This is a genomic window from Runella zeae DSM 19591 (genome assembly GCF_000423565.1).
Lineage (GTDB): Bacteria > Bacteroidota > Bacteroidia > Cytophagales > Spirosomataceae > Runella > Runella zeae.
The window spans coordinates 16,421-28,976 of the sequence record NZ_AUIF01000010.1 but is presented as its reverse complement, the minus strand read 5'-3'; the positions used below and the strand labels follow the sequence as shown (position 1 = coordinate 28,976).

Sequence of the window (12,556 nt, the reverse complement as noted above, 5' to 3'; positions counted from 1 at the left end):
TGTCTCTGAATCACCATAAAAAACAACATTATGAACCGTCGTCAATTTATCGGAACCACCTTCGTAGGAAGTACTTTAGTGCATGAGGTGCTCCAAGCCCAGCCTACTCAACTAAGTCAGCAGAAGATTTTTGTTTTTTCTAAGATGTTTCAATGGATTGACGACTATGAGCAGTTGGCCCAAACGGTGGCAAGCATTGGTTTTGATGGCCTTGATTTGACGGTACGACCAGGCGGGCACGTATTGCCTGAGCGCGTAGAGCAGGATTTGCCTAAGGCGGTAGAGGCTTTTCGAAAATATAAGTTAGAAATCCCTCTTATGGTAACGAGCATATTGGAAGCCGACGCCCAAACCGAGCGAATCCTGAAAATGGCAAAGTCGCTGGGTATCAAGCATTATCGTATGGGGTGGTATCCTTACAATTTAAAACAAAACAACATAGCCGAGCAAAGCGTAGCTTTTGGGCAGAAATTGAAAGCAATAGCGGCGCTTAATGAAAAATACGGAATCACAGGCCAATACCAAAACCATTCTGGTAATTATTTTGGAGCGGCGATTTGGGATTTACATTCACAACTCCACGGCATCAAACCCACGGCACTGGGGTCGCAATACGACATCAATCACGCTACTGCCGAAGCTGGAGGCTCATGGGAAGCAGGCTTTCATTTGATTGCGCCTCATATTCAGTCGATTGCGATTAAAGATTTTTATTGGACCAAGAAAAACGACAAGTGGGGTAAGCAAGGGTGTCCGCTAGGGGAGGGGGTAGTCAACTGGAAAAAGTACTTGGAAGTGCTGAAACCTTATGACTTTAAAGTGCCCATCACGATGCACTACGAATACCCGCTCGGAGGAGCCGAAAACGGCGCCAAGAAGCTCACTATTTCTAAAGAAGAGTTGGTGGCGGCGATGAAAAAAGACTTGAACCTGTTTAAACAATGGCTCGTAGAGGCCAAACTTTAGTGGGAAGAAAGACAAGGATTTTTCTTAAATACTTTGGTAACACTGCGTTTAGTTGTGACCTTTGCCCCCGTTTTGATTAAAGTTTTATTCATGCAAATACTTATCAACCAACTGGGCAAGCGTTTCAATCGTGAGTGGATTTTTAGGGAGTTAAATCTCGAACTGCAAGCCGGGCAAAGCTATACTTTTGTGGGACCCAATGGAAGCGGAAAATCGACTTTGCTGCAAGTGATTTCGGGAGTGATACCCTCTACCGAAGGCAAAATGGAATATCGCATTGGCGGTCAGGCCATTGAAGAAGACAAATGGTATAAGCAGCTCATTATAGCGGCTCCTTATTTAGAACTGATTGAGGAGTTTACGTTGCTCGAATTGCTTGATTTTCATGCGGGCTTCAAACCTTTCAAAACGCCCCATGCCAAGGAAGAAATTTTAGATAAACTAGAACTAGAGCCTTCTAAACATAAAGCCATCAAAAACTTCTCTTCGGGCATGAAGCAACGGGTTAAATTGGCATTGGCGTTTTATTCGGATGTGCCTGTGGTGATGCTCGACGAACCTACCTCCAACCTCGATGCGCGCTGGTCGGCTTGGTACCGCGAAGAAGTGCAGCGCCTTGGGTCAAATCAATTGTTGTTGATTTGTTCAAATATTCCTGCCGAATACGATTTCGCTGATACTGTAATCAATGTGGGTGACTATAAACCAAAAGGTAAATAGCAAACAAGGACAGAGCGCACCAAAAAACCTCTGTCCTGCTTAGTATTAGTTCCAATAATTGCCGATTCCGACAATCACTACCGACAAAATTACGGTGGCAATTCCCAAAATAATGGTTCGATAAGTAGGAGTTGATACGCCTTTCCATTCTTTGAAATAAATCCCCCACACGTTGGACACAATGATGATGCAAGCCATGTGCAAAATCCACGAACTTGCGCCATTGCCTAGCTTGCTCTCACCCATACCGTAGAAAAAAAACTGTAGAAACCAGGTTGTACCTGCAATAGCCGAAAATATATAGTTGGTTTTGAGAGGAGCTTTAGCGTTGGTATAATCTCCAAAAGTACGATTGCGGGCATTGAGAAGTATACACCAAATAAAATTGGTAGTAAGTCCACCCCAAAGCAGGGGTACAAAAATGACGTTGTTTTGGAACAAAGGATTACTGCCATTGACAAGCGCAGCGTCGGACATGCTTTTGCCGGCTTCGATACCGAAGTTGAAACAAGCACTCAATACGCCCGAAATAGTAGCTACGATAAGCCCTTTCCAGAAGTCAAATTCTTTGACACTTTCTTTTTTTGCTTCTTCCGAAAGTTCGTTTTCTTTCATGACACCCGCTTTGCCGCAGATATAAATCCCCAGAAGACATACTGCCACGCCCAGCAAAACGATTTGACCACCCGTACTTTGGAGCATACTCGAAAAAGTGCCGTGGGTATCGTTGGTAAGCAAATCGCGATAAATGGGCGGAATGAGTGCCCCAAAAGCCGAACAAAACCCCAAAACAATAGCCATCCCAAGCGACATCCCTAAATAACGCATGGTAAGCCCAAAAGTAAGTCCGCCGATGCCCCACAATACTCCCAATATATATACCCAAAATAGAATGTTATTATCGGTATTTTGAATAATGTCCATGAAATGGGGAACGGTCAAAAAAGCCGCTAAGAAAGGAGCTAACAGCCAAGAAAAAATCCCTCCCACAATCCAATAACTTTCCCACGACCACTCACGGACTTTTTTGTAAGGTATATAAAAACTTCCAGAAGCAAAGCCACCTATGAAATGATAGATGACGCCAAATAATACCTGCATCGTGAAAAAAATTAAAAAAGTTTTGGGGCGAAAGATAAGAGTTGATAGCTCTGGCTTGTACCCTGTACTCACCTGTTTCACGATGCAGGTATTAGGTTCCTAACGTTTGATGAGCTTGGTAGCTGCCAAAAACCAAATAATCATTCCTATGGTCATGTAGTTTTTGTTTTCACTAGAAGAAAGGGAGCCATTAAATACCATAATGGCAGGGATGATAGTAAGTCCTAGACCTAGGCCACCCAATAGATACCAGAGAAGTTTCATGATATTTTATTTCAAAACTTTGCTTAAACCTACATACAATCCAGTAGCTACAAACCAACCTGGCAAACCTAAAAAGAATATTTCGATACCTACCAACAAGTTTAAAGCTAAACAAAAAACCAATGTCAGAATCCAAGTAAGACCCGCGGCCCAATTGACAGCTAATTTTTCTTTTTCGGCTTTTTCAACCTTTAAGTTGAGTTTTGGCAAAAGATATACATCCGCAAAAATCACGGCCCCCATAGGCATAAGCAATAATCCATACAAGGCTACAAAATCAAGTAGCTTCATAACAAGCGCCGGAAACAAAGCAGCAATAGTAGTGATGAGACCCACTATAAGCGTAACTTTCCAGGTTTTCCATTGAGGAGAAAGGGATTGTAATGCCAACCCTGCTCGATAAATCGTGGGATTGGCGGTAGTCCATCCCGCCACAATCACGCACACAATGCCTGCTACACCAGCTGCATAATAAGCAACCGGACCCGGTGCAAAGGCCAACTTGTCGGTAGCATTGAGTAGAAATATAGAATACAAAATGCCCGAGGCAGTCCAAGCGATATAGTGCCCCAAAAACATCCCCGATACGGAGCCTAAGCCCGCTTTCCAGCTATCGGCATAGCGCAATATACTCATGTCGGCCATTCCGATGTGCATGGCCATATTACAAAACCACGAAAAAAACATGACATGCCAAAAAGTAAACTTTGACTGTCCCTCTAGTGGAGTGCCGGTCCATATTTTGGTATTGGCGACATCCCAAAAATCACCCAAAGAATGAACACCCAACTCAGGCAAAACGGCTAATGCAGCGGCTACAAATACCAAAAACATCCAAGGCGCGGCCAAGTTGGCAACGTAAGAAATGAGGTTATAACCTAGCATTGCTACTAGGGTAGTTACCAAACCTATCACTAAAACGATGATTACCCACGTGGCACTGTTGGGATAAAAATCAGTGAGTTTGGGAAGAGGCAAATCAAACGGAATACCCACTGCCGTAGCAGAAACCGCAATCATTGAGCCTGCCAAAAAACAGAACATAAGCCCATTGACTACATTGTAGGTTTTGGTGAGGGTAGGGCCACAGATTTTTTCTAATTTATAATAAAGCGTAATACGCTCTCTAACCGCAATAGGCGCGCACAACAAAGCCCAGCTTAAAACCGCCAAAATATTGCCTACCAGAAGCCCCCCGAGTAAGTCGCCTGTACTCACGCCATGCGCCACAAACAACGGGCCAATTACAAATTCGGTGCCAGCAGTATGCTCGCCCGCATAAAGTCCAAAAAAACTAGTCCATTTTTTGATAGCTTTGGGCGGAATAGGTTCGCGTTCAAACTCTTCAACGGAGTTGAGCTGTTCGGTAAGTTCGGTTAGCTTCATGTTAGGTTATAGGATTATTATTCTTCGAAAGATAAATTTTCCATTTTTCTACCATGACCCGTACTCTCCTGTATCCTTAGGATTTCTATTTTGAAACTACTTTCTAAATAGTATAAAAACTCAATTTTGTTTCTTTTTAGATATTGTTTTTAGTAATTTTTTACGATTTTATTTCTAAACTTAATTTCTATCACAAACCCAATGAAAACCAACGAAACTTCGTCTTTAGGGCGTCGCAAATTCTTGAAAGGGAGTACTTTAGCGGCGGCAAGCTTTATGATTGTACCTCGACATGTACTAGGCAAAGGGTTTGTGGCCCCGAGCGATAAGCTCAACATTGCCGCCATAGGATGTGGAGGAAAGGCAGATGTGAATATTACGTTGGCATACAATAATGGCTCCGACAACATCGTGGCGCTCTGCGACGTGGACGACCGTCAGTCTAAAAAGTTTAGAGAAAAATTTCCTTCCGCACCCTATTACAAAGATTACCGTAAGATGCTGGAGAAAGAAGCCAAAAACATCGATGCGGTCATTGTGACTACTCCCGACCATATGCACTACGTCATTGCCAATGCAGCAATGCAGATAGGCAAGCATATTTATCTCGAAAAGCCACTGACACACGATATTTGGGAAGCAAGGATGCTGACCCAATTGGCTCAAGAAAAAAAATTGGTGACCCAAATGGGCAACCAAGGCTCAAGCGGTAAAGGAACCCGCCAAACCGAGGCTATTGTACAGTCAGGGATGATTGGTGAAGTGCATACGGTAGAAGTCTGGACCGACCGCCCTGTGTGGCCTCAAGGGGTAAAATCTCCCAAAGATAAAAACGAAACCATGCCGATTCCGGCGGAGGTAGATTGGGACTTGTGGCTAGGAACTGCTCCCTACCGCGAATACCACGAAGCGTATATGCCTTTTCGGTGGCGTGGATATTGGGATTTTGGTACAGGTGCTTTGGGCGATATGGGGTGTCATTTTATGGATGTGCCTTTCCGCACGCTCAAACTCGGCTATCCTACTTCGGTAGAGTGCTCGGCAAGCTCGGTATATGGCGACTTTTTCAAGGAATCATTCTTTCAGGACATTGGACCACAAGCCACAGCGGTGCACCTCAAATTTCCGCATCCAAGTTCCAAAAAACTAGGCGAATTGAGTCTATCATGGTATGATGGTGGTATCAAACCAAAGCTCCCTGATGGTTGTGATTACGAAAAAGTATTTGCCGACAACAACGGTGGCGTGCTTTTTGTAGGAACCAAAGGAGTATTGGCTTGTGAGCTTTTTGGCAATAATCCCAAACTTTTTGTGAAAGGACAGCTACAAGATGTGAAGTTTCCGGCTCCCACTCGCCCCCTAGTAGAAGGAGATACTGCGGGGCATCAACAGCAATGGGTCAAAGCTTGTAAAGCGGGTTTTGGCACTTATACAAGCTCGTCCTTTGCAGAGTCAGGGCCTTTGACCGAGATAGTTTTGATGGGCAATTTGGCTGTGCGCAGCTATTTGCACCGCGAAAATGGCAAATTCACAGGCCGCAAACGTCTTTTGTGGGATGGGCAAAATATGAAAATTACTAATTTTGACGCCGCCAATGCTTTCGTAAAACGTCAGTATCGGGAAGGTTGGACTTAGCAAGATAGAGCACTTCCTTAAATAATCAGATTAAGGAAGTGCTATTTAAAGATTTTAGTTGTAAAAAAACAGTCATGAGAATTAAAGTGCATTTTTTGTTGATTTTGCTTTTCGCCGTTCATAGTCTATTACCTCTATTTGGGCAGACGAATGGTATTCGTTTCAACCAAGGGGATTTACAAAAAATAAAATCCTTGGCTAAAGGTGCGAAAAAGCCTATTTTTTTGGAAATATATCTCAATGGATGCCCGCACTGTGAAGCGATAAAACCGATTCTAGCGGAAAAAGAAGTGGGGAATTTTTATAATCCAAGATTTATTAATTGGAAAGTAGAAGCAAATTCGGCGGAATCGAAGGCTTTACAAAAAAGCTTGGAAATCACCTATCCAGAGTTTCCAATGTTTATTTTTTTGGATGCAGAGGGTAAATTGATTCATTTTGCAACGCCGTCAGAACGTAGCTCAAAGCAGGATTTTGTGGAAGAAGTAATCTCTCATGGCAAAATCGCTCTCAATCCTTCATTACGTACCGAAACCTATGCTGAGCGTTTTAAAAAAGGAGAACGGGATTTGATGTTTCTTATCAATTTTGGTAAATATGCTAAAATGCGAAAAGATAATCAGCAGCTGTTAGCCATCAACGATGCCCTCGCGCAGATCATCACTCAGCCCTCGGATATGACTAGCCAAGCTGGTTTTTATGTTTTACAGCGTTTGGTTAATGATTATGAAAACCCTTTGGCCCAGTACTTTTTCAATCATTTAGATGAATTTCGCGCCAAATATCCCGCCAAAGATGTACAAGAAACTGGTGAGAGCATACTTTATCAATCTTTGTATGGTCCTAAAGCAGATACCTATTCGGTCAAGTTGATTCAGCAAATGCGAGAAAGCATGGAGAAATTAGGGGTTTCTCCCCAAGCTGCCGCTTCAAGGACATTACTGAAAGAATTGGAAGCCTATTTTAGGTCTCAAAATACCCTAGGAGCCGTGAAGCGCTTTAATGAATATCGCAAAAGTGGCGTTACGGTGGGAGCCGCTGATTATGCTTATTTGATGCGTTATTTCAACGAAAAAGCGACCGAATCAGTCTATTTACCAGAGATGCCTCTTTGGGCTGTCGATGCCTTGAATGCCGTTTCGACTCAAGAACAAACAAGTGCTTTGGTGGCGGATATTTATTTAGAACTATCGGTGGCGTACCAAAAAATGAATAAAAAAGAAATGGCAATTTCTAGTATTCAAAAGGGACTAGAAATTGCCAAACATGCTAAAGTAGATACAAAAAAATACGAAGCACAATTGCAAAAACTTAAAATGCTTTAATTACTTAGTCTCACGGGTATTTCTATGGAATAATCACTGCTACACTCACCTACCTGACTACGTGCTTTGTAGATACCCGGTGCGACATCATATAATACATGCCCACTGCCATAATAACGGAATTCGCCATTTTCGTTGAGGCGAACCCAGATAATAGAACCTTCTCCTTGAGCTTCAAGGATAGAGCTATAGATAGAGTAAATAGTAGGGATAGATATTTCTGCTTTAATATCTATTTGTATGTTTGATGACCATTCACTATAACAACTACCCTTTTTGGCTCTTACCCGAAATATTCCGCCTTTAACAATTGCTTTGTTAGGGCTTTCCTCCACAAAATATCCTTCGTAAGCTCCGTATTGCCACTCTAATGTAGCACCCTCATCGTAGTTTTGGGCTTTTATGGTGGTAGTCATACCAGCGCAGAGGAGAGTAGTAGTATGATGAATCCAAGGGGTGGATAGATTACAAATTTGCACCTCGCGTTCAATTTGAATGGTATTGGAAAAACCGCTACTACATTCCCCTAGTACCGCACGGGCTTGATAAGACCCTATATCTACATTGAACAAAACATTACCCGAGCCCACATAAGAGCCGTCTTTGGTCCAAATGATGGTAGATTGGCCATCACCATTGGCATAGAGTGTCGTAGTTTCTCCCCACAACAATCTAGTGCGGTCAGCCGAGATAGAAGGATTAGAAGGCGCGCTTGTTTGACTAAACGTCACTGGTGCCGACACTTTACTACGGCATCCGTCTTTTTCATAATAGACGGTGTAGGTGCCAGCACCTACCGTAATATCGGTATGGTTACTGCCATTGGACCAGTATATGGTTGCACCTGAGGGATAATTTCTGATGGCAATGTTTTTGGAAATATTGCCGCAAACATTGATAGGTTCAGTATAATAAATCCAAGGGTCGGGGAACGAATTACAATCGGGAGGTAGTCTATTGACTTGGGTGCTAGCCGTGCTGCTGTTGCTGCCGCAATCATTGGATACGGTGCAAGTGGCAGTGTAAGTACCTTCGTTTTGTACCCAAATAGATGCCTCCCTTTGTCCTGTATTCCAGCTAATAAAACCGTTTTGACAACCCGTAGCCGTTAAGGTTCCACCCCCTTGCCCCGCTTGTAAAGTTAGCTGAGTGACCGATATGGGAGGGGCAGCGGGGGGGGGAGGATAGCAGCCCTCTACTTTCACATTTCCGGCATCACTACTATTACTGGTACCGCATTCGTTGGTTATCATACAAGTAGCCGTATAATTGCCAGCTTGGTAGATGGTGATGCTTCTACCTTCTTGCCCATTGTTCCATCGAATATTCCCCCCATCACATCCGGCGGCGTATAGGGTTCCTGAAGTACCTGCTTGAATCGTAATATCATCTACCGAAATGGTAGCCACGGGGAGACGGCATTCTAGAACCGTGACTGTGGCTTGGTCGCTACTGCTATTGACGCCGCATTGATTCGACACGGTACATGTGGCAGTATAAACTCCCGGTTCGCTTACAATCAGAGGGTTGTTATGAGAGCCGTTATTCCACGTAATAAAACCTCCTTCACATCCACTTACGTTTAAGTTGCCGCTGCTCCTAGCAGCAATCGTGATATCATCTACCCTGATAGCAGGAGCGGAAGGAGGATTACAATCTACTCCCACTGAAATACTAGCTTCTCCACTTTCACAACCTTGTCCATTTCGGCATTTGGCTTGATAAGTAGTCGTTTGGTTAGGGGTATGGTTTCCACCATAAAACCCACTTGGTGCCAGCCAAATCACTTCTCCCTCACCACAATAAGCGGCTATATTTACGTTTTCGCCTCTTTGTATACTTGTACGACTAGCGGTGAGTTGAGGGGCTGATAACGTCCTTACGGTGACTGTTAGAGGGGAAGAAGAAGCACTCGTGCAACCATTGAGGGTACAGGTAGCGGTGTAAGAAGTAGTAAAAGTAGGACTCACCATCGCATTTCCGCTTGACCATTGCAGGGTTCCGCCCTCACATCCACTAGCCGATAAGGTGACGCTTTGTCCTGCACAAATGGTGATATTTGCTCCTACGACCGGTGGAGAAGGAGGGGTACACCCTACTTCATTGACGGTGACGGTGACACTAGCTTCTCCACTTTCACAGCCTTGTCCATTTCGGCATTTGGCTTGATAAGTAGTCGTTTGGTTAGGGGTATGGTTTCCACCATAAAATCCGCCTGGTGCCAACCAAATCACTTCTCCCTCACTACAATAAGCAGTTATATCGACGTTTTCGCCTCTTTGTATACTTGTACGACTGGCGGTGAGTTGAGGGGCTGATAACGTCCTTACGGTGACTGTTAGAGGGGAAGAAGAAGCACTCGTGCAACCATTGAGGGTACAGGTAGCGGTGTAAGAAGTAGTAAAAGTAGGACTCACCATCGCATTTCCGCTGGACCATTGCAGGGTTCCGCCCTCACATCCACTGGCCGATAAGGTGACGCTTTGTCCCGGACAAATGGTGATATTTGCTCCTACGACTGGTGGAGAAGGAGGGGTACACCCTACTTCATTGACGGTGACGGTGACACTAGCTTCTCCACTTTCACAACCATCTGATACCCTACATTTAGCACTATATTTGGTATCAGCCAAAGGCTGATGGTTGTTACCAGTAAAATTGGAAGGTTGCGTCCATACTACTGTTCCTTGAGCGCAATTGGCGGATATATTTACTGATTCTCCTTTTGAAATAGAGTTGCGATTGGCTGAGATAGAAGGAGGAGTAACCGTGCAAGGAGGAGGCGTGCGGGAGGTTTGTTTGTTGGCGATATTAGAATAACTTTTATCGTATCGATTGTGCGCTACGACTTGATAATAATACGTAACTCCTTCGGCAAGTCCACTGTCAAAATAAGAAGTAGTATTGGCTCCTACGCTGGCTATTTGTACAGGATTGGAAAAAGAAGCGTCTAACGAACGATAAATTAAAAATCCGTCTTCATTGTTGGCTTGGTCTGCCCAAGTCACATTGATAGCGTTTGTTCCAATCAAGTCGAGTGATAAGGTGGGTGCATTGGGGGGAAAAAACAGCACTTGGATGGTAATATTACTTTTATTCTGACTTTGACACCCCGTGGTATTGTCTCTACAATAGGCCGTAAAAGTGGTAGTGCTATTCAAAGAAATGATTGGCTGTGACAGATTTTCCCAGACAATACTACCGTTTGCGCATGTTCCGTCCAAATGTACGCTTCCGTTGCGATCAATTGTATTGTTGGGAGCATTGGAGAAAAGAGTGGGGGCAGTAGGTTGAGGGTGTACTGAAAGGCTGAGCGAATTAGTGGGACTAAAACAACCATTTAAGTTGCAACGGACTTCATACACAAAATTGGCTGAAGTGCTGAGATTGGGAAAATAGGCGGTTTGTGAGTTAGAACCTATCTCTTGAAAAGTACTTTGATTGGGCAATTTCCATTCTAGTTTACCTACGCAACTACTCGCTGTCAGGGTAGCACTTTCGCTTGCACAAAAACGGGTTGAAGTGGAGGCTAGCGTTGGTCTTTCAAGTGACGTATATACTTTAATGGTGAGCTCTTCGGATTCTTCCTGAACGCAGAATTTATCCTGACAAGATACTTTGTAGGTAGTCGTAGTAGTGGGACTGATTTGAAGGGTTGATACATTTTGTTGACCGCTTGACCATTGAGTTGATAAACTTTCACAGTTTTCTACGGTAAGGGTAGTAGTGTGCTTTTCACAAATACTATTGTTGTAAGCAGGAGTGGTAAGGCGTGGTTTTTTGGAAAGCGAGGACTTGAGAACAAAATTGTCGTTTTCTACGCTAAAAGTAAGCGTAGATCCCGAAGCAAGACCCATACCAGTGCTTAGGAAGCGAGTACTTCCTTCTTCCTTGATACGGGCTTCGTATTTTTGACCTATTTCATTATAAACAAGTTGATAATCAATTAGTTTTTGGGATGAGTTGGTGCCTTTACAATTTCCCATTCGGATTTTTCCCTGCATCATTACCATGGTTTCGGCTTGTCCACATCCCATGACTGCCGATAGGGATTCCAACGACATATCAAACTTATTGAGTTCGTCGGTATAGCCTTCTTCTAGTGAAAATATATTGGTAGCCGTGATGTTTCCGATGAGTCCATTGGCGTCCCAAAAAAGATTTGAGCCTTGCCCTAGTAGGGTTTTGGGGCTTCTCAATTTGAATAATTTAGGTAAACGTACTTGAAAGCTTTCGAAATAAACCCCTTGCCAGCTTTGATTGAATTGACTGCCACAATTGGGCAAATTAGGAGGGCTTTGGAATTTACTTAAATCAATAAAAATTTTGGCAGATTCGGGGAAATGAAACCCTAAGTCTTTGTAGCCAGTACTGTGGAAACCTCTTGACACACTTGCTTCAAAGTACATATCTTGCCAGTCGAAGATTTGCTTTTCTGCCCAAAAAAGTGTGAGGAGTTTGGTATCCGCCAGCGTTCCTCCTGTTTCGCTTTCGCGTTCTATGCCTTGGGTTATTTTCAAGAAGCCGCCCAGGGTAAATGTCTTAAATTCACCACAAGTGACGCTCATTTTGGAGCTTTTGTTTAATCCTAGCGTAGCTTTACCGCCCAATATCGCCACTTCCGCAAACTGCTTTTCTCCTTTCAATCGGCCTTGGGGATCGTCAATGTCGGAGGGAGTAGTTAAAGAGCCTTCTAAGAGTGGTAAATCTACATTGAAACCACTGCTAGCCGATACCGCTACATTGTGACTTCCAAAATAAATAGCCGTTTTGGTGGGTGAATTTGGAACATAAAATCGACTCCCTACCGATAAAACCGAGCCAGTAGGTGTAAAACTCATTTTATAAACTGTGACATCATAGTTCCAATTTGAAATCACCGTACGAAATGTAACGGGTAAACTAGCCAGCTCTTTTAAAATAGTGGGAATGTTTGCCCCACCCGGAGTGATCACAATCACCCTTCCTTGTGCCTCGGCGGTTTGGGCCGCCGCTTCAATTTCTCCTATGGTAGGCTGATTGGCAGTTGTTTCAACCTTTCTTGTAGGATTACTCCCAGCCGTTTGAAAAAAGCTGAATAGCCAAAATGCAAGCATCAAATAGGCATATTTTAAGTAAAAATGGTTCATAAATATTGACTCTGTAAATAGGTAGGACCT

The 12,556-nt window shown here is 43.6% G+C and carries 8 protein-coding genes; 4 read left to right on the top strand and 4 right to left on the bottom strand.

The features are described from left to right. The first annotated feature begins 30 nt into the window (after positions 1-30). Both G563_RS0102180 and G563_RS0102175 read left to right on the top strand, forming a co-directional pair. Entirely contained in the window at positions 31-966 is a 936-nt protein-coding gene (locus tag G563_RS0102180; RefSeq protein WP_028663855.1) for a sugar phosphate isomerase/epimerase family protein, read from the top strand. Between the two features lie 90 nt (positions 967-1,056). After that, complete coding sequence (locus tag G563_RS0102175; protein ID WP_028663854.1) at positions 1,057-1,686, top strand: ABC transporter ATP-binding protein; 630 nt, start codon at positions 1,057-1,059, stop codon at positions 1,684-1,686. Between the two features lie 45 nt (positions 1,687-1,731). Here the strand turns inward: G563_RS0102175 and rhaT are convergent, their stop codons facing one another. From rhaT to G563_RS0102160, 3 genes are all read right to left on the bottom strand, one after another. Continuing rightward, complete coding sequence (gene rhaT, locus G563_RS0102170; RefSeq protein WP_028663853.1) at positions 1,732-2,787, bottom strand: L-rhamnose/proton symporter RhaT; 1,056 nt, start codon at positions 2,785-2,787, stop codon at positions 1,732-1,734. A gap of 99 nt (positions 2,788-2,886) precedes the next feature. Continuing rightward, on the bottom strand, positions 2,887-3,051 hold the full coding sequence (locus tag G563_RS38380) for a hypothetical protein (protein ID WP_169579707.1): 165 nt from the start codon (positions 3,049-3,051) through the stop codon (positions 2,887-2,889). A 6-nt stretch (positions 3,052-3,057) separates the two neighbouring features. Beyond that, complete coding sequence (locus G563_RS0102160; RefSeq protein ID WP_028663852.1) at positions 3,058-4,437, bottom strand: purine-cytosine permease family protein; 1,380 nt, start codon at positions 4,435-4,437, stop codon at positions 3,058-3,060. Between the two features lie 201 nt (positions 4,438-4,638). On the opposite strand from G563_RS0102160, the gene G563_RS0102155 reads away from it, so the two are divergent. Together G563_RS0102155 and G563_RS0102150 are read left to right on the top strand one after the other, a co-directional pair. Beyond that, entirely contained in the window at positions 4,639-6,072 is a 1,434-nt protein-coding gene (locus G563_RS0102155; RefSeq protein ID WP_028663851.1) for a Gfo/Idh/MocA family protein, read from the top strand. A 74-nt stretch (positions 6,073-6,146) separates the two neighbouring features. Further along, positions 6,147-7,397 carry a thioredoxin domain-containing protein gene (locus tag G563_RS0102150; RefSeq protein WP_028663850.1) on the top strand — a complete coding sequence of 417 codons (1,251 nt, stop codon included), beginning with the start codon at positions 6,147-6,149 and terminating at the stop codon, positions 7,395-7,397. Here the strand turns inward: G563_RS0102150 and G563_RS0102145 are convergent. Further along, a complete protein-coding gene (locus G563_RS0102145) occupies positions 7,394-12,526 on the bottom strand; it encodes a fibronectin type III domain-containing protein (RefSeq protein ID WP_028663849.1) in 5,133 nt (1,710 codons plus the stop codon). The genes G563_RS0102150 and G563_RS0102145 overlap by 4 nt on opposite strands. Between the last annotated feature and the right edge of the window lie 30 nt (positions 12,527-12,556).

What these genes read in the sequence shown, in the direction of transcription:
- G563_RS0102180 (WP_028663855.1), top strand. Translation starts at nt 31, where the DNA reads ATGAACCGTCGTCAATTTATCGGAACCACCTTCGTAGGAAGTACTTTA.
- G563_RS0102175 (WP_028663854.1), top strand. Translation starts at nt 1,057, where the DNA reads ATGCAAATACTTATCAACCAACTGGGCAAGCGTTTCAATCGTGAGTGG.
- rhaT (WP_028663853.1), bottom strand. Translation starts at nt 2,787, where the DNA reads ATGCAGGTATTATTTGGCGTCATCTATCATTTCATAGGTGGCTTTGCT.
- G563_RS38380 (WP_169579707.1), bottom strand. Translation starts at nt 3,051, where the DNA reads ATGAAACTTCTCTGGTATCTATTGGGTGGCCTAGGTCTAGGACTTACT.
- G563_RS0102160 (WP_028663852.1), bottom strand. Translation starts at nt 4,437, where the DNA reads ATGAAGCTAACCGAACTTACCGAACAGCTCAACTCCGTTGAAGAGTTT.
- G563_RS0102155 (WP_028663851.1), top strand. Translation starts at nt 4,639, where the DNA reads ATGAAAACCAACGAAACTTCGTCTTTAGGGCGTCGCAAATTCTTGAAA.
- G563_RS0102150 (WP_028663850.1), top strand. Translation starts at nt 6,147, where the DNA reads ATGAGAATTAAAGTGCATTTTTTGTTGATTTTGCTTTTCGCCGTTCAT.
- G563_RS0102145 (WP_028663849.1), bottom strand. Translation starts at nt 12,526, where the DNA reads ATGAACCATTTTTACTTAAAATATGCCTATTTGATGCTTGCATTTTGG.